The following is a 16,713-nucleotide window of genomic DNA, read 5'->3' as shown; positions in this document are numbered from 1 at the left end:
CTCTCCTCAATTAGACAGTCGTGTGACTGTCTGTAACCGAAAATCTGCGACGACCGCGTCGATTGACCGCCCACAGGCCCACCACACCGAGCCCGACGGAGGCGACCATCATCAACGTGCCGATCGCGTTGACCTCGGGCGTGAGCCCGAAGCGCAGCATCCCGTAGATCCGCACGGGCAGCGGAGCGACCTCGGTTCCCGACAGGAACAGCGAGGTGACGAAGTCGTCGAACGACAGCACGAACACGAGCAGCCCCGCGCCCGCGAGCGCCGGCGCGAGCTGCGGCAGCACGACGAGCCGGAACGTCTGCAGCTCGGTCGCGCCGAGGTCCATCCCCGCCTCCTCCAGGTCGCGGCTGAGCAATTGCAGCCGGCCGCCGACGATCACGGTGACGTAGACGAGCGCGAACGTCACGTGACCGAGGATCAGCGTCGTGGTGGAGAGCGGGACGCCCATCGTCGTGAAGAGCGTCAGCAGGCCGATCGCGGTCGCGATCTCGGGCGTGACGAGCGTCATCAGCGTCGTCGCCTGGATCGGTCGCGTGACGCGCTTCTTCCCGCGCGTGAACGCGAACGCCAGCCCGGTGCCGAGCGCGAGCGCCAGCAGCGTCGTCGCCCCGGCGATCGTGAGGCTGGTGACGAGCGACTCCTGGATCCCGTCGTTCTCAGCCAGCGTCTGGTACCAGCGCAGGCTCGGCTTGTCGAAGTCCGACAGCGACGACGACGAGTTGAACGAGAAGACGGCGATCACGACGAGCGGCGCCGACAGGAACAGCAGCGTCGCGCCGGTGACGAGCGCGAGCCAGCGGGGCTTGTCGACGACGCCCGAGCGGCGACGGCGGCGGCCCGCGCGGCCGGCGCCGCCGCTCGCGGCGGCCTCTGGGCGGGGTGTGCTCACGGCGCTCATGCGACGACCGCCTCGGCGGCGCTGCCGCCCTTGCTCTTGCCCTTGCCGGTCCGCAGCAGCAGGCGGCCGGCGAACGCGACGATCAGCAGGCCCGTGAGCAGCGTCACCGTCAGCGCGGCGCCGAACGGCAGCGAGCCGGCGGTCGAGAACTGGTCGCGGATCAGGTTGCCGAGCATGTACTGCGAGCCGCCGAGGAACTGCGCGGTGGCGAAGTCTCCGAGCGCGAGCAGGAAGACGAGCTGGCAGCCCGCTGCCACGCCCTGGACGGTGTTCGGCAGCGTGACGTGGCGGAACGTCGCGAAGCGGCCGGCGTGAAGGTCGCGGGCGGCCTCGATCAGGCGACCGTCGAGGCGGTCGACCGCGACGTAGACCGAGATGATCATGAACGGGAGGAAGTTGTAGGTGAGCCCCACCAAGAGGGCGTAGGAGTTGCCGATCAGCGACGCGCCGCGCTCGTCGACGAGCCCGAGGTTCTTCAGCAGCGCGTTCAGCAGGCCCTCGTTGCCGAGGATCTGGACCCACGCGTAGATCCGCACGAGGTAGTCGGTGAACCACGGCACCAGCACGAGCAGCACGAGGAACGTTCTGAAGCGGCCGCCGAAGCGGGCGATCGTGTACGCCGTCGGGTAGCCGATCAGCAGGCACAGCACGGTCGCGCCGGCCGCGAAGGCGAACGTCTTGAGGACGATCGGCAGGAACATCGGCTGGAAGACCTGGTCGAAGCTCTCCAGGTTCCAGCCGTAGACCGGGCGCCCGATCACGTCGGGCGTCGCGACCGAGGCGGCGGCGACGAGCGCGAGCGGCACGAGGTACAGCGCGACCAGCCAGGCGCTGCCCGGCAGCAGGGGGATCCACCAGCGTCTAGCCACGACCGTGCGCCTCCGATCCGACTCCCGTCAGGCGCACCTGACGGTTCATGTCCTTGTACAGCAGGTAGCTGGCCGGCTCGTCGCCGGCCGCGTAGAACGCCTGCGGGCAGAACGCCGACATCCAGATGAAGTGACCGGGGCCGACCTCGTGCCAGTCGTCGTTCAGCAGGTAAAGGCCCTTGCCCGAGAGCATGTAGAGGCCGTGCTGCATCACGTGCGCCTCGGGCGTCGCGATGATCGACCCGCTCTCGAAGCGGACGATGTTGACGTGGAAGTCGTAGGCGACGTCCTCAGGCGGCAGCAGCCGCGCGGTCGACTTGCGCTCGGTGCCCGGGCCGGGCGCCGGCGTCACATCGCGCTCGTGCGCGACGAGCGCCGCCGGCGGCGGGCCGGCGTACGGCTCGTACGCCTTGCGGATCCAGATCAGACGTGCGCTCGTGCCGGCGTCGGCGGGGACGCGCAGCGACCAGCGGCCGCCGGCCGGCGCGAACGCGTAGGAGCCAGGTCGCAGCGCGTGCGTCGCGCCGTCGAGCGTGAGGCTGGCCTCGCCCGCGAGCACGAACAGGAAGCTCTCGACGCCGGCCTCAGGCTCGGGCGCGTCGGAGCCGCCGCCGGGTTCGACGTCGAGCAGGTACTGCGCGAACGTCGTGCCGGGGCCGATCGCCGGCGCGGCGAGGATCCAGCAGCTCGTGCCGCTCCACTCCGGCAGCACGCTCAGCACCTCGGGCGCGAGCGACTCCGGCGGGATCAGCGCGTACTGCGGCGTCAGCAGCGCGCGGTGCGCGACGCTCGCGCTCTGCGGCGGCGTCCGCGGCGTGTGCGCGAAGTACGGGTGTGCGCCGCTCATGACGCGCGCGCCTCGCTGGAAGACCGAGCCCCCTGGGCGAGATCTTCCGACGGAATCCGAGCCCCCTGGGCGAGCGATTCCGCCTGCTCGCCGGCCGCGGGCAGCTCCCCCGCGCCCAGCAGGACGCGGCGCGCAGCGCTCACGAGCGGCGCGTCGTAGCCGCCGCCGTCGGCGGGCGCCGCGGCGCCGTCGCGCGTCGCGCGCATCACGTCGCGGGCGCGCTCCAGCTCGGCGTCGGCGGCGACGAAGACGCGGTTGGCCAGCTCGGCCTGCTGCTCGGTCGTGCACCACGTGCCGTGGAAGCCGAAGCCGCGCGCGAACTCGCAGCGGCGTTCGAACGCCGGCGTGTCGGCGTGCGGCCCGTCGAGCGCGACGACGCCGGCCGAGCCGGCCGCGAGCCGCAGCTGGAACAGCGCCAGCTCGCTGACGCGGACGCCGTGGCCGGCGAGCGGCGAGCCGCCGTCGAGCGCGACGAACGGCAGGCCCATCGCGTCGGCGAAGTCGCCGTGGCCGAACGTCACGACCACGGTGCGGTCGCTGGCGGCGAGCAGGCTCGCGCTGTGGACGAGCGCGCTTGGCGTCTCCAGCTGCAGCTCGAGCGCGACGCGCTGCTCGCGGCCCAGCTCCAGCTCGAGCTGATCGAGGATCCAGTCGAGCGCCTCCACGGGGCGGGCGTCGGACGGGCGCGGCAGGCAGATCGACTCGACCGCGCCGGCGCCGGCGGCCGACAGCACGTCGGCGACGTCGCGCAGGCAGTGCGGGTGGTCGGGCGAGTTGACGCGCACGCCGACGCGCAGACCGGCGCGCTCCAGCTGCGGCAGCGCCGCGGTCAAGCGGTCGCGCGCGGGCGCCTTGTCGGCCGGCGGGACGGTGTCGTCGAGGTCGAGCACGACGCGGTCGGCGACCGTTCCGGCGACGATCGCGACCAGCTCATCGGCAGGCGCGGTCGCGGGAACGAGCAGCGTCGAGCGCCACTGCGCGGGTGTCTGTGGGCTCACTGCTGGACGCCTTCGGGCGCGAGCGCGGCGACGGCGCGGCGGACGTTGCGGATGTGCTCGCGCATCGCGTCGCCGGCTCCCTCCGCATCTCTCGCGACGATCCGCTCGACGACGAGCGCGTGCTCGTCGGCGATCCCGGACTCGGCCGAGGTCGCGCGCAGGTCGACGAGCGCACGGTTGCTCGTGCGGTAGACCTCTTCGGAGTAGCGCGCCAGCTCGGACAGCATCGAGTTGCCGCAGCGGTCGCCGATGTGGAAGTGGAACTGCGCGTCCGCCTCGACGAGCGCGTCGCCGTCGCCGCCCGCCGCCGCGGCGCGGATCCGCTCGTGGATCGCGCGCAGCTCCGCCAGCTCGGCGTCGGTCGCGACCTCGGCGTAGCGACGCGCGGCGCGTGCCTGCAGCACCTCGCGGACCTCGAGCATCTCGACGACGAGGTCGCGGCGGTCGACCAGCCAGCGCAGGCGCTCGGACAGCGCGTCACCGGCGAACGGCGGCTCGACGACGTACGTGCCCGAGCCGGAGCGGATCTCGACGAGCCCCATCGACTCGAGGATCCGCAGCGCCTCGCGGACGGTGCCGCGGCTGGTGCCGAACATCGACGCCAGCTCGTGCTCGCCCGGCAGACGGGCGCCGACCGCGAACTCACCTCTCGCGATCGCGCCCTGGATGGCGCCCGCGATCTGGTCCGACATGCGTTTGCGCTGCAGCTCCGGGAACGGGGAGCCGGCGCGATCTGAGAAGGAATCGGCCATAACCTGTCCGACAGCTTAACTACCGGACACCCCAACAGGCAACCCGTGCTGCTCGATCCGCTCGCCGCGCGCAGACCTGTCCGCCGGCGCCGAACGCCGCTCCTGCAACCGGTTCAGTACGCTCGGGCGCCTCGTGGGAGCGATCGAACGGGAGGCGGCGGTGACCGCGCGGATCGTCGAGCGCGGCGAAGAGCTGCGGCGGATCGGCGCGGCACTCGGCGCAGCGGCGCTCGGTTCCGGCACGCTCGTCGTCGTCGAGGGACCGGCCGGGATCGGCAAGAGCCGTCTGCTCGCGGAAGCGTGCGCGCTCGCCGAGCAGGACGGCTTCCAACTGCTGCGGGCCCGCGGTGGCGCGCTCGAGCGCGACCTCGCCTACGGCGCCGTCCGCCAGCTGCTGGAGCGCCCGCTCGCCGCGCTCGACCCTGCCGCGCGGGCCGACGTGCTCGGCGGCGCCGCCGCGCTCGCCGCGCCCGCGCTCGGCCCGCCCGCGCTGGCCGATCCCGCCCGCGATGTGCCGGCGCCCGACCAGCCGGCGCCCGGCGGTCCCGCGCTCGGCGGCCCCGCGCTCGGCGGGCCAGCGCTCGGCGGGCCAGCGCCCGACCAGCCGGCGCTCGCCGCGCCCGCGCTCGGCGAGCCGGCCGGCTCCACCCCCGGGCCCGCCTCGCCGCCGGACCGGCGCTTCGGCGTCGAGCACGGGCTCTTCTGGTGCGTCGCCAACCTCGCCGAGCGCGGCCCGCTGCTGCTGACCGTCGACGACGCGCACTGGGTCGACGGGCCGTCGCTGCGCTTCGTCCACTACCTCGCGCGGCGGGTGCTCGACCTCCCCGTCGCGCTGCTCGTCGCGCTGCGCGGCGACGAGCGGGGCGCCGAGCCGACGCTCGCGGCCGAGCTGACCGTCGAGCCCGACGCCGTCGTGCTGCGACCACAGCCGCTGACCGCCGACGGCGTCGCGGCCGTCCTCGGCGAGCGGATGGCGAGCCCGGTCGCGGCCGAGTTCGCCGCCTCCTGCCACGCCGCCGTGCGCGGCAACCCGTTCCTGCTCAGCGAGCTGGGCGGCGCGCTCGTCGCCGACGGCGTGCGGCCGACGGCCGAGGCGGCCGGGCGCGTGCGCCGCGTGCGACCGCACACGCTCGCGCGTGCGATCCTGCTGCGCCTCGCGCGGCTGCCCGCGGGTGCGACCGAGCTGGCGACCGCCGTCGCGGTCCTCGGCGACGCCGCGACGCCCGCGCTCGCGCGCGACCTCGCGCGCCTCGACGAGCCGACCGCGGCCGCCGCGCTCGACCGGCTCGCCGCGGCCCAGATCCTCTCCCCCGCGCTCCCGCTCGACTTCGTCCACCCGATCGTCCGCGAGGTCGTCGACGGCGAGCTGGGACCGGCGGCGCGGGCCGACTGGCACGCGCGGGCCGCGGCGCTCGCGCTCGCGCACGGCGGGCCGATCGAGCACGCCGCGCCGCACCTGCTGTGGACCACGCCCGCGGGCGACGCGACGACGACGCGCGCGCTCCGCCGCGCCGCCCGCGGCGCGCTCGACCGCGGCGCCCCCGACATCGCGACGCGCTACCTCGAACGCGCGCTCGCCGAGCCGCCACCCGCCGACGAGCGCGCCGCGACGCTGCTGGAGCTGGGCGGCGCCGGCTTCCTCGCAGGCGAGCCGATCACCGCGGTCAAGGCGCACGCGCGCGAGGCGGTCAGCCTGATCGACGAGCCGGCGACGCGCGTCGGCGCATGGCTGCTGCTGTCGCGCCTGACCGCGATGGACCAGAGCGTGCCCGGCGCCGTCGCCGTGCTCGAAGAGGCGCTCGCCGACCTCGGCGGCGCGCCCGGCGTCGACCCCGAGCAGCTCGCGGCGCTCGAGAACGAGCTGTGCGGCCACGGCCAGACGCATCCGCAGACGCTCGCCCGCGCCGTCGCGCGGATGGACGAGCGGGCGCCGCCGGCCGGGCGCACGCCCGCAGAGCGCCTCGCGCTCTGCAACCTCGCCAGCCGCAGCTGCTTCACCGGCCGCTCGGCCGCGCTCACCGGCGAGCTGGCGCTGCGCGCGCTGGCGGGCGGGAAGCTCGCGACCGACCTCGGCCCCGACAGCAACAGCCTCCACCAGGTCGCGTTCGCGCTGGCCGCCGCCGACCACGCCGACGCGACGCTGACGCTGCTCGACGGCGTGCTCGCCGAGAGCCGCGCGCGCGGGTCGGTCTTCGGCGTCGCCGGGGCGCTCGGCACCCGCTCGATCGTCCGCTACCTGATCGGGGCGCTGCCCGAGGCGGAGGCGGACGGCCACCAGGCGCTCGCGGTCCCCGGCGTGCCGCCGTTCGTCGTCCCGGCGATCAGCGGCTTCCTCGCGCTCGCGCTGGTCGAACGGGGCGCGCTGGACGAGGCCGACGCGGTCCTGACGGCCGGCGGCTGCGGCCCGCGGCTGCCGGAGGTGCTGCACATGCACTTCGCCTTCTGGGCGCGCAGCCGCGTGCGCGCCGCGCAGGGCCGGCCCGCCGACGCGCTCGACGACCTCGCCGAGCTGCGCCGCCGCTGCGAGCGCGTCGAGCTGCGCAACGCGGCGATCCCGTGGCGTGCCGACGCCGCGCTGCTGCACGCGCGCGTCGGCGACGACGACGCCGCCGCGCGGCTGGCGGGCGAGTACGACGAGCTGGCGCGCGCGTGGGGCACGCCGCGGACGCTCGGGATCGCGGCACGCACGCGCGGCCTGCTCGCCGAGCGCGAACAGGGTCTCGTGCTGCTGCGCGAGGCGGTCGCGCTGCACGAGTCCTCGCCCGCGCGGCTGGAGCACGCCCGCTCGCTGCTGGAGCTGGGCGCGGCCCTGCGCCGCGAGGGCCTGCGCGCGGAGGCGATCGAGCAGCTGAACCGCGCCGCGGAGGTCGCGACGCAGTGCGGCGCGACGGTGCTCGCCGCGCGTGCGCGCGAGGAGCTGGGGATCGCCGGCGCGGTCGGGCGCCAGCACGCCTTCTCGGGCGTCGAGGCGCTGACGCCGAGCGAGCTGCGGATCGCCCGCATGGCCGCGGACGGGCTGACCAACCGGGCGATCGCCGAGACACTGTTCGTGACGGCGAAGACGGTCGAGAACCACCTCGGCCGCACCTACGCGAAGCTCGGGATCCGCTCCCGCACCGCGCTCGCCGACGCGCTCGGAAGCGACGCCGCGCCCTGAGGGAAGCCCGCTTGGGGGTTCGTCCCTCATGCGCTCCCGGCGTGCGGCGGCGAGAGTCCCCGCGATGCCACGGACGATCCGCCTGGAGCTGGACGAGCACGGCGACCGGCTGCGCGGCCGGGTCGCCGAGAGCGGCCACGACGAGCAGGAGTTCGAGGGCTGGCTCGGGTTGCTGACGCTGCTCGGCGAGCGACTCGACGGTCCGCGCGAGCCCGACGGGACCGAAGATGAGGGATGACCCCTCATGCCGCGCGGCTCCGCCGGCGGGAGCCTGTGGCGCATGCTCCGCTCACGCCCCGCCTCACCCGCGCGCCGCGGCCGGCCGCGCGCGCTCGCACTGCGCCCGCCCTGCGTGCGCGGCCCGCGCGCCCCGCGCACGCCCGCGCTGCCCGCGATCGCGGCCCTCGCGCTCGGGCTCTCCGCGCTCGGCGCCGCCGCCGCTCCGGCCGGCGCGGCGCTGACGCTCGCGCCGCCCGCTCCGACCGCGGCGTTCGACCAGCCCGAGGGCGTCGCGCTCGCCGACGTCGACCGCGACGGGATCGTCGACGCGATCGTCGGCAACCGCGACGACCAGGCGATCCAGGTCTTCCGCGGCGGGCCGGGCGGATTCGGCCCGCCGTCCGCGCACGAGACCGGCCACAACCTGCCGGTCGCGGTCGCGGCCGGCGACCTCGACGGCGACGGGGACGCCGACGTCGTCAGCTCCGCCGCCCTCGGCGGCCAGGGCGGGCAGGTCGCGGTCCTGCTCGGCGACGGCGCCGGCGGCTTCGCACCCGCTCCTGGATCGCCGTTCGCGACGACGGCGAACGGCCCGAACGTCGGCAGCGGCATCGCGCTCGCCGACATCACCGGCGACGGCCGCCTCGACGTTCTCACCGGCGGCGACGACGAGCTGGTGCTGCTGCCGGGCAGCGGCACGGGGGCGCTGCTGGCGCCGGTCGTCACGGTCCTGAGCTTCTCCGAGCTGCGCAGCGTCTCGGTCGGCGACTTCACCGGCGACGCGCGGCCGGACGTGATCACCGGGTCGGACCAGCCGCAGCAGCTCAGCGAGCTGTACGAGAACGTCGGCGGGAGACTGGAGTTCCACTCGCTGCGCGCCGACACCGGCAACGAGGCGCTCGCCGGCGACCTCGACGGGACGGGCCGCGACGACCTCGTCTTCACGCGGCTCAGCGGCTCCGACGTCGGCTCGCTGCTGTCCAGCGGCGACGGCGTCTTCACCGCCGACCCGCTGATCAGCGAGGCCGGGATGCTGTTCGTCTCGGGGATAGCGCTCGCCGACGTCGACGCCGACGGCCGCGACGACCTCGCCGTCGGCGGGCACAACGCGGTCGAGCTGATGGCCGGCGCCGGCCCGGCGGGTGCGTTCACGCCGTTCCCCGGCTCGCCGATCGCCGCCGCCGGCTTCAACGCGAACGTCGCGCTCGGCGACGTGACCGGCGACGCCCAGCCGGACCTCGTCTACGCCGCCAAGGACGCCGACAGACTCGTGCTCGTGCGGAACCTGAACGCCGCCGCGGCGAGCGGACCGGCGGCCGTCGACTTCGGCGTCTCGCCGGCCGGCGGCCCCGCGGTCGAGCGGACGGTGACCTTGACGAGCGGCGGGCCCGGCTTCTACCGCGTCGCGGCCGCGACGATCGCGCCCGGCGGCAGCGGCGGCGTCGCGATCGCCGCCGACACCTGCTCCGGCCGCCCACTCGCCGTCGGCGCGACGTGCGCGGTCACGCTGCGGTTCACGCCCGGCGCGGTGACCGGCGGAGCGACCGGTGCGCTCGCCGCGTCGCTGACGCTCGCCGACAACAGCCCGGCCGGCAGCCGTTCGATCGCGCTCGCGATGACCGTCGCCGCGCCGGCGGGTCCCGGGCCGGGTCCCGGCCCGAGAGCGCCGCCGCCCGGTCCGGGGTCAGGCGGCCGCGACACGACCCACCCGGCGATCCGCGGCGTGCGGCTCTCACCCGCGACGTTCGCCGTCGCGAGGGGCGCGACGGCGAAGCTCGCGGGCGCGGCCGAGGGACGGCGCGCGGCGGCGGCCGTGGGCGCGCCGGTCGCCACGGGCGCGGCCCGCACCCGCGTCCCGCGCGGCACGCGGATCCGCTTCACTGCGAGCGAGGCGGCGCGCGTGACGCTGACGTTCGAGCGCCGCGCGAGCGGGCGCCGCAGCGGCCGCCGCTGCGTCGCGCCGACGCGCGCGCTGCGCCGCGCGAAGGCGAGAGCGTGCACGCGCTTCGTCGCGGTCGGCGCGCTCGTCCGCCGCGACGGCAGAGCGGGCGCGAACGTCGTCGCGTTCAGCGGTCGCATCGGCAGACGCGCCCTGCGCCCCGGCCGCCACCGCGTGACGGTGAGCGCGACCGACGCTGCCGGCAACCGCGGCGCCGCCCCGCCCACTGCCTTCCGGGTCCGCCGTTGAGCGGCGGTCGTCAATCCGCGAAGCAGTACGAGTCGCTCGACGCGTCACCGGCGTGGAGGCGGGTCTGGTGGACGCGCAGCCCGCGGAAGTCGTCGCCGTGCGGGAAGAACCGCGGGTCGATCGACATCCCGCCGGACCCGGTGTCCGCGTCGACGCAGGCCATCCACGCGCCGACGCCGTCGGGGTAGAAGATCTCGTCCCAGCTGGCGTAGAGCGAGTTGGTGGCGTAGACGCGCCGGCCGTCGCGACTCACCTCGATCATCTGCGGAGCGCCGCCGAGCCGCAGCTCCGGGGCGGCGGGGTGAGCCGTGCGCCTGACGATGCCGCCCAGGCGCACCGAGCCCGCCTCGCGTGGGTTGTGCGGATCGCTCACGTCGTACTGCTTCAGCTCCCCGGTCCCCCAGCACGAGACGTACAGCCAGCGGTCGTCGACGGACAGGTCGATGTCCGTGACGAGCGGAGGGACCGCGCCGAACGGCTGGAGCGCCGGCGGGAGCTGGTCTCTCGCGGCCGGCTCGGCGGGGATCGAGATCGCCTTCTTCGCCGCCCAGCGGTCGCCGTCGCGGTGCCACAGCCACACCGACGCGGACAGGTCCTCGACGCTGATCACGACCCCGACGAAGCCCCACGTCTTGCGGGGGTCGTGGGCCGGCCGCAGCTCGAGCGCCATCTGGTGCTCGTCGCCGAGGTCGACGCGCTGGACCAGTCTGCCGTCGGACAGTCTCCAGAAGTTGATGTGGTGGCCGAACCGCTTCCCGAGCAGGTCCTCGGGGTTCAACCCGTCCTCGATCATCGACGGCGTCGCCCACTCGGAGGTGACGGCGACGTCCGCCTTCAGGTGCCACCAGACGTCGTAGCCGAAGTACTGGTCGCCGCGGTCGGTCTCCCAGGCGCCGGTCACCTCGAAGCTGTCGTGGTCGATCAGCGCCACCCCGCCGGGGCCGCCCCCACCCTCGGCGGCGCCGAGATTGGACATGAAGATGCCGCCCGGCCCGCAGTGCACCGTGTGCGGGCGCGAGTAGCCCGCCTTCTCCGCGAGCTCCTCCGCCTCGATCACGCGCACGACCGCCGGCTGGCGAGGGTCGGGGCCGGTGTCGAGCACGTGGGTGCGCGACGAGCGCAGCCCCGGCACGATCAGGTAGCGGCGCTCGAGCGCACCGTCGTGGCCGTCGTGGCAGAGCGCGCTCGAGCAGGCGTTCCAGCCGAAGTGGTGCAGCTCGTTGCCGGCGGTCGGCAGCTCCGCCCAGCCGACCACCTCGCCGTAGGTGGGCGACCCGGGGTCGCAGTCGAGGACCGCGATCGCGTCGTGCTGCTCGCCGCCGGGATCGAAGGCCGCGACGTAGGCGAGCCGCTCGGGCGGCGCGGCGATCGCCGCGGCGGGCGACCGGTAGAACGTGGGGTCCGTGGTCTCGGGCATGTCTCCTCCTCGTGACCCGTGGAGTGTCAGGAGCGGATGTCGACCGCCACCTCGTAGGTCTCTACGGACGCTCGCCGGCCCAGGCCGTCGCCTGGCGGGCTCATCTGGTTGAGCGTCGCGTCGCCCTGGCGCAGGGCCGCCTCGTCGGCGAACAGCGACACCGCGAGGCAGCGGCCGTCGTCGGGGTCGACCAGGAGCAGGAACCCGCTCGCCGGGACGCCGTCCGGGGGCCCGGATGCCGCGCGGGATCTGATCTCGTCGGAGGAACGACGCAGTGCGTCGGCTTCGGCACCTTCCCACCTGGCCACGCGGGCGTACATGTCACACCTCTCTTTGGATCGACCTCGCCAGAATACGCCGCGGATCGAACCCGATCGATCGTGCACGCGACCGGTGCCGACGGCTTGGCGCACGGGCCGTCAGTGCGCGTCGGAGATGCCAGCGGGCCTCGTGGCGCGTTCGAGCACCCGGCCTGCGAACGGCATGCGCGGAGTGCACCAGACCTGTCGCTGCTCGAACGGCCAGGCGTAGATCGGGTTGCCCTCGCGCACCAGCTCGAGCAGTCGCTGCTCGCCCAGCTCGTCGGCCGACCACTCGTAGAGGCGTTGCAGCCGCGGCACGATCACCGCGTAGTCGAGCATCCGGCCGAGCCGCTGCTCGTCGGCGATGTAGCGCTCGACGTCGAGCGCGAGCGGATAGCGGCGCGGGAGCACGCGGCGCAGCGACAGGAAGGCACCGGCCATCCCGAGGCGAGGGTCGCCCAGCACCCGGCCGAGCGGCGCGAATCGCCCGAGCGCCAGACGCGGCGCCGCGGCGAGCGCGTGCGCGTACAGCACGCGCACCAGCGCGACGTTCATGAAGAAGCGCTCCGCCTCGCTCTCCGTCGCGGCAAGGTCCCGGTGCTCCAGGTATCCGGCGACGATGCTGGCGTTGTGCGCCCGGTACCAGTTGCGCCCCGTCGGTCGCGTGCCGAACTCCAGCCACAGCCGCACGGCCTGCGAGGACGGCTCGCCGGCCGCCCCGCCGAGCAGCCTCACCGTCTCGCACCCGTCACGCAGCAGGCACTCGTTGACCTCCCGCCACCAGACGCTGCCGGGCGGCGACCCGTCGAGCGGATTGAGCACGCCCCGGCGCGCCTGCCAGCGCATGAACGACAACGCCGCCCGCCGAAACGGCAGGTGTCGCGGCGCATGGCCGGTCGGCCCGCGGAACACCTGCGCCATCAGCGCAAGGCGCGCCGCCGGATCGTCGCGCACCGCCGCGACCTGCGCTGCGGCCGAAGCGAGTGCGCCTGCGTCGTGGCTCATCGCGGGGACGAGGGACTGGCGCGCGTTTCAGGCGGCGTGCAGATAGTCGCGAAGCGCCTGGCGGATGACCTCTGAGGGGGTCGTTCCGTCGACTCTGGCACGCTCGGCCAGCTGGTCGCGCAGCTCGGGGTCGAGTCGCACCGACTCGACGCTTGACGGTGCGGAGCCCAGAGCCGGGCGTCCGCGCTTGCCGCGGCGCGCGATCACTGCGTCGACGTCGTAGCCGTTCTCCGCCTCTTTGGCGAGCCTCTGAACGTCTGCGTCGGTGACCGGCTGGCCCGACGCGGTGTGTCCGTAGACGGGTTCTCTCATGATCGCAGCAGTTGTTCGTAGGCCGGGCGCATTCTCATCGCGTGGATCGCCAGCTGGGTGCCTTCCACGGTTGTCAGCACGACAACCTCGAGCATGTTGGCCGCGCGGTCCGGGCCGAGCACCAGCCAGCGGTCAGGCTCCTCGCCGATGTCGTCGATGACAAGCGCATGGTCGATCGCGTGAACGATGTCCTCGTCGGCGACACCGTGCTTGCGTGCCGACTCGTGGATCTTCACGTCGAATAGTGTAGTACGAAAAGCTGCTGCGCGGGACACGGCCGCTTCGTGGCGCGCGCGAACAGGAGGAGTACGCTCGTCCTACCGTGGACAGCCACGAGCAGGCCCCGCTCGGCATCCGATTGCTCGGCGGCTTCGCCGTGCGGGTGGACGGACGGCCTGTCGCGGAGGAGGCGTGGCGGCTGCGGCGGGCGAAGAGCCTGATCAAGCTGCTGGCGCTCGCGCCGGAGCGGCGGGTGCACCGCGAGCAGGCGGCGGAGCTGCTGTGGCCCGGCCACGCGCCGAGCGGCAACGGCCTGCACCAGGTTCTGTACACCGCGCGCCGGGCGGTCGCGGCCGACGGTCGCGCGGGCGACCGGCTCGTGCTGCGCGACGACGTCGTGGCGCTCGTCGGCGACGGGATCTGGGTCGACGTCGACGCGTTCGAGCGCGCCGCGGCCGCGGCGCGCGAGCGGCGCAGCGTCGCGGCGTTCCGCGAAGCGCTCGCGCTGTACGCCGGCGAGCTGCTGCCCGAGGACCGCTACGAGGAGTGGACCGCGACGCGGCGGGAGTCGCTGCGCGAGACGCGGCTCGCGCTGCTGGTCGAGCTGGCTCAGGCGCACGCCGACGCCGCCGACACGGCGGCGGCGATCGAGGCGCTGCAGCGCGCGGTCGTCGACGATCCGCTGCACGAGGCCGCGCACCGCGGGCTGATGCGCCTGTTCGCCGACGGCGGGCGCCGCCAGCAGGCGCTGGCGCAGTACCAGCAGCTGCGCGACGCGCTGCGCCGCACGCTGGCGGCCGACCCCGATCCCGAGACGCGGCGCCTGTACCGCGAGATCCTCGCGAGCCAGCACGCCGAGCCCGCCGAGCCGCCGCCCGCCGCCGTGCCGCCGCCGGCCGCCGCCGCCGCGCCGCCGTCCGCCGCCGCGCCGCTGCCGCCGGCCGCCGCGGTCGCACCACCGCCGGCCGCCGCGGCCACACCGCCGGCCACCGCACCACCGCCCGCCCGACCGCTGCGGCCCGACCTCCCCCATCAGCTCACGAGCTTCGTCGGCCGCGAGCGGGAGCTGACCGAGCTGGAGGGGCTGCTGCGCCATACGCGGCTGCTGACGCTCACCGGCCCCGGCGGGTGCGGCAAGACGCGGCTGGCGTCGGCGCTCGCGACGCGCCGCTCGCGCGACTTCCCGGACGGGGCGTTCATCGTGGAGCTGGCGCCGATCGCCGACGCGGCGCTCGTGGTCGAGGAGACGGCGGCGGCGCTCGGCGTCAAGCCGCGCTCGGAGCGCGACCCGATCGACGTGCTCGGCGACCAGATCGGCGACGCCGGCATCCTGCTCGTGCTCGACAACTGCGAGCACCTGATCGACGCGTGCGCGACGCTCGCCGACCGGCTGCTCCGCGCCTGCCCGAACCTGCGCGTGCTGACGACCAGCCGCGAGCAGCTGCGCGTCCCCGGCGAGGTCGCCTGGCGCGTGCCGCCGCTGTCGCTGCCCGAGCCCGCCGAGCCCGACCTCGACCGGCTCGAACGCTCCGAGGCGATCCGCCTCTTCTGCCAGCGCGCCGCCGACGCCGCGCCCGGCTTCGCGCTCACGCCGGCCAACGCCGGCGCCGTCGCCGAGATCTGCCGGCGCCTGGACGGGATGCCGCTCGCGCTGGAGCTGGCCGCCGCGCGGATCGCGGTCCTCTCCCCCGCGCAGGTCGCCGAGCGTCTCGGCGACGCGCTCGCGCTGCTGCGCGGCGGCAGCCGCGCCGGCCTCACCCGCCAGCAGACGCTGCGCGCCACGCTCGCCTGGAGTTACCAGCTGCTGACCGACCCCGAGCGCGTCCTCTACCGCCGCCTCGGCGTCTTCGCCGGCAGCTTCGGCGTCGAGGCGATCGACGGCGTCTGCGCCGACGACGACGGCAGCTGCGCCGGCGGCGTCCCGCTCGACCTGCTCGCGCAGCTCGCCGGCAAGTCGCTCGTGCAGGTCGAGCCGGCCGCCGGCCGCTACCGCTACCGGCTGCTGGAGACCGTCCGCCAGCACGCGCGCGAACAGCTCGCGGAAGCCGGCGAGCGCGGCGCGCTCGAAGCCGCGCATCGCGCCTGGTACCTCGCGCTCGCGGAGGCGGCCGACCGCGACCGCGCGCCCGAGGTCGCCGCCGCCTGGCCGGCGAAGCGGCTTGACGCCGAGCACGACGACCTGCGCGCCGCGCTCGCCTCCGCGATCCGCGACGAGCCGCCCGCCGCGCTCCGGCTCGCGGGCGCGCTGTGGTGGTACTGGATGGCGCGGGCCCACTTCGTCGAGGGCTCCCGCTGGCTCGACGACGCGCTCGCCGCCGCGCCCACGCCGACGCCCGAGCGGGCGCGTGCGCTGTGGGCGCTGGGCGGGCTCGACGTGCGCCGCCGCGGCACGATCCGGACCGTGCGGCTGGGCGCCGACGCGCTCGAGATCGCCCGCCGCTCGGGCGATCCCCACGCCGAGGCGCGCGCGCTCGAACGGCGCGGGGCGTTCGCGATGGGCGGCTTCGACTGGCCGGTCGCCGATACCGCGTTCGCCGAGGGGCTCGCGCTCGCGGACACGCTCGGCGACGCCACCGTCACCGTCGCGATCACGCAGGCGCAGGGCGCGCTCGCCGGCTGTCGCGGCGAGACCGAACGGTCGCGCGCGCTGCTGGAGCGGAGCCTGACGCTGCTCGACGAGATCCCGGAGGCGCCCGAGCCGCTCTTCTGGGCGCTGCACATCTCGCCGATCGGGCTGCCGGCGGGTCCCGGCGGCGCGCCGCGGTTCTTCTTCGAGGACACGTTCTGCCTCTTCCGCGCGGTACGCAGCCGCGCCGGTGCCGGGTACGTGCTGGTGAACGTCGGCGAGACGTGGCGCGCCGACGCCGAGTACGGCCGCGCGCACGACGCGTTCGAGCGCGCGCTCGAACGCTTCCGCGAGCTGCGCGACGACGAGGGCGCCGGCGTCGCGCTCAACGCGCTCGGCAACCTCGCCCGTTCGACCGGCGACGCCGACGCCGGCCGCCGCCGTTTCGAGCAGGCGCTCGCGCTGCGCCGCGCGGCGCGCGACACGCGCGAGATCGCGACGACGACCGTCGGCATGGGGATGCTCGCGCTCTACACGGGCGAGGAGGAGCGCGGCCGCGCGCGGCTGCGCGAGGCGGAGGCGATCTTCGAGCGGACCGAGGACGGTCCCGGCCTCCAGGCGATCCCGCTCGACCTCGGCGCGTTCGAGCTGGACCGCGGCGACCCGCGCCGCGCCTGCGCGCTGCTGGAGCGCTGCGCCGAGCTGTCGCGCGAGCGGCGGATCGTGCCGAACCTGTCGTGGGCGCTGACCGAGCTGGCCGAGGCCGCGATGGCGATCGGCGAGCCCGACCGCGCCCGCCGCGCGCTCGCCGAGGCGCTCCCGCTGCTCGAACGCTCCGGCGACGTGCGCGGCAGCCGCTACGCGCGCTCGCTCAACACGCGCTTGAGCGACGCGTGAGCGGCTGTTGAGCGGCCGGTCCTAGCTTCGGTGGCCCTTCACCACCCAGCGAGAGGAA

The 16,713-nt window shown here is 75.3% G+C and carries 14 protein-coding genes; 4 read left to right on the top strand and 10 right to left on the bottom strand.

Annotated features, from left to right (window positions below):
• Positions 1 to 10: 10 nt before the first annotated feature.
• Genes CWOE_RS12070 through CWOE_RS12050 form a run of 5 tightly spaced genes read right to left on the bottom strand, consistent with a single transcriptional unit; the run spans position 11 to position 4,313 of the window.
• Positions 11 to 907, bottom strand: coding sequence for an ABC transporter permease (locus CWOE_RS12070; protein WP_012933896.1), 897 nt, complete (start codon positions 905 to 907; stop codon positions 11 to 13).
• Complete coding sequence (locus tag CWOE_RS12065) at positions 904 to 1,776, bottom strand: ABC transporter permease (RefSeq protein WP_012933895.1); 873 nt, start codon at positions 1,774 to 1,776, stop codon at positions 904 to 906. The genes CWOE_RS12070 and CWOE_RS12065 overlap by 4 nt, the downstream gene beginning before the upstream one ends.
• The gene (allE, locus tag CWOE_RS12060) at positions 1,769 to 2,623 is read right to left on the bottom strand and encodes a (S)-ureidoglycine aminohydrolase (protein WP_012933894.1); all 855 of its coding nucleotides are present in this window, start codon (positions 2,621 to 2,623) and stop codon (positions 1,769 to 1,771) included. The genes CWOE_RS12065 and allE overlap by 8 nt, the downstream gene beginning before the upstream one ends.
• Positions 2,620 to 3,621 carry an HpcH/HpaI aldolase/citrate lyase family protein gene (locus CWOE_RS12055; RefSeq protein WP_012933893.1) on the bottom strand — a complete coding sequence of 334 codons (1,002 nt, stop codon included), beginning with the start codon at positions 3,619 to 3,621 and terminating at the stop codon, positions 2,620 to 2,622. Before CWOE_RS12055 ends, allE begins: the two co-directional genes overlap by 4 nt.
• On the bottom strand, positions 3,618 to 4,313 hold the full coding sequence (locus CWOE_RS12050) for a FadR/GntR family transcriptional regulator (RefSeq protein ID WP_049793255.1): 696 nt from the start codon (positions 4,311 to 4,313) through the stop codon (positions 3,618 to 3,620). The genes CWOE_RS12055 and CWOE_RS12050 overlap by 4 nt, the downstream gene beginning before the upstream one ends.
• A 193-nt stretch (positions 4,314 to 4,506) precedes the next feature.
• Between CWOE_RS12050 and CWOE_RS12045 the strand changes: the two genes are divergently transcribed.
• From CWOE_RS12045 to CWOE_RS12035, 3 genes are all read left to right on the top strand, one after another.
• Complete coding sequence (locus CWOE_RS12045; protein WP_041730418.1) at positions 4,507 to 7,530, top strand: ATP-binding protein; 3,024 nt, start codon at positions 4,507 to 4,509, stop codon at positions 7,528 to 7,530.
• Between the two features lie 64 nt (positions 7,531 to 7,594).
• Entirely contained in the window at positions 7,595 to 7,768 is a 174-nt protein-coding gene (locus CWOE_RS33455; protein WP_160165509.1) for a hypothetical protein, read from the top strand.
• A 42-nt stretch (positions 7,769 to 7,810) separates the two neighbouring features.
• On the top strand, positions 7,811 to 9,937 hold the full coding sequence (locus CWOE_RS12035) for an FG-GAP-like repeat-containing protein (protein WP_160165508.1): 2,127 nt from the start codon (positions 7,811 to 7,813) through the stop codon (positions 9,935 to 9,937).
• 10 nt (positions 9,938 to 9,947) lie between these two features.
• On the opposite strand, the gene CWOE_RS12030 is transcribed toward CWOE_RS12035, so the two are convergent.
• The 5 genes from CWOE_RS12030 to CWOE_RS12010 form a co-directional block, all read right to left on the bottom strand.
• Positions 9,948 to 11,354: a selenium-binding protein SBP56-related protein gene (locus tag CWOE_RS12030; RefSeq protein ID WP_012933888.1), complete on the bottom strand. Its 1,407-nt coding sequence runs from the start codon at positions 11,352 to 11,354 to the stop codon at positions 9,948 to 9,950.
• A gap of 26 nt (positions 11,355 to 11,380) precedes the next feature.
• The gene (locus CWOE_RS12025; protein ID WP_012933887.1) at positions 11,381 to 11,674 is read right to left on the bottom strand and encodes a hypothetical protein; all 294 of its coding nucleotides are present in this window, start codon (positions 11,672 to 11,674) and stop codon (positions 11,381 to 11,383) included.
• Between the two features lie 99 nt (positions 11,675 to 11,773).
• A complete protein-coding gene (locus CWOE_RS12020; protein ID WP_012933886.1) occupies positions 11,774 to 12,661 on the bottom strand; it encodes a hypothetical protein in 888 nt (295 codons plus the stop codon).
• A gap of 27 nt (positions 12,662 to 12,688) precedes the next feature.
• Positions 12,689 to 12,973, bottom strand: coding sequence for a ribbon-helix-helix domain-containing protein (locus tag CWOE_RS12015; protein WP_012933885.1), 285 nt, complete (start codon positions 12,971 to 12,973; stop codon positions 12,689 to 12,691).
• A complete protein-coding gene (locus CWOE_RS12010; RefSeq protein WP_012933884.1) occupies positions 12,970 to 13,209 on the bottom strand; it encodes a hypothetical protein in 240 nt (79 codons plus the stop codon). Before CWOE_RS12010 ends, CWOE_RS12015 begins: the two co-directional genes overlap by 4 nt.
• Before the next feature lie 86 nt (positions 13,210 to 13,295).
• Here CWOE_RS12010 and CWOE_RS12005 point away from each other — a divergent pair, with 86 nt between their 5' ends.
• Complete coding sequence (locus CWOE_RS12005; RefSeq protein WP_012933883.1) at positions 13,296 to 16,655, top strand: AfsR/SARP family transcriptional regulator; 3,360 nt, start codon at positions 13,296 to 13,298, stop codon at positions 16,653 to 16,655.
• Positions 16,656 to 16,713: the final 58 nt, after the last annotated feature.

The organism is Conexibacter woesei DSM 14684 (genome assembly GCF_000025265.1).
Taxonomy (GTDB): domain Bacteria; phylum Actinomycetota; class Thermoleophilia; order Solirubrobacterales; family Solirubrobacteraceae; genus Conexibacter; species Conexibacter woesei.
Note: the sequence above shows the minus strand (reverse complement) of the source record. Positions and strands in the feature narration are given on the sequence as shown.

Bases quoted from the DNA above. Each gene is read 5' to 3' on its own strand.
- CWOE_RS12070 (WP_012933896.1), bottom strand. From the start codon at position 907: ATGAGCGCCGTGAGCACACCCCGCCCAGAGGCCGCCGCGAGCGGCGGC.
- allE (WP_012933894.1), bottom strand. From the start codon at position 2,623: ATGAGCGGCGCACACCCGTACTTCGCGCACACGCCGCGGACGCCGCCG.
- CWOE_RS12050 (WP_049793255.1), bottom strand. From the start codon at position 4,313: ATGTCGGACCAGATCGCGGGCGCCATCCAGGGCGCGATCGCGAGAGGT.
- CWOE_RS33455 (WP_160165509.1), top strand. From the start codon at position 7,595: ATGCCACGGACGATCCGCCTGGAGCTGGACGAGCACGGCGACCGGCTG.
- CWOE_RS12035 (WP_160165508.1), top strand. From the start codon at position 7,811: ATGCTCCGCTCACGCCCCGCCTCACCCGCGCGCCGCGGCCGGCCGCGC.
- CWOE_RS12030 (WP_012933888.1), bottom strand. From the start codon at position 11,354: ATGCCCGAGACCACGGACCCCACGTTCTACCGGTCGCCCGCCGCGGCG.
- CWOE_RS12025 (WP_012933887.1), bottom strand. From the start codon at position 11,674: ATGTACGCCCGCGTGGCCAGGTGGGAAGGTGCCGAAGCCGACGCACTG.
- CWOE_RS12020 (WP_012933886.1), bottom strand. From the start codon at position 12,661: ATGAGCCACGACGCAGGCGCACTCGCTTCGGCCGCAGCGCAGGTCGCG.
- CWOE_RS12015 (WP_012933885.1), bottom strand. From the start codon at position 12,973: ATGAGAGAACCCGTCTACGGACACACCGCGTCGGGCCAGCCGGTCACC.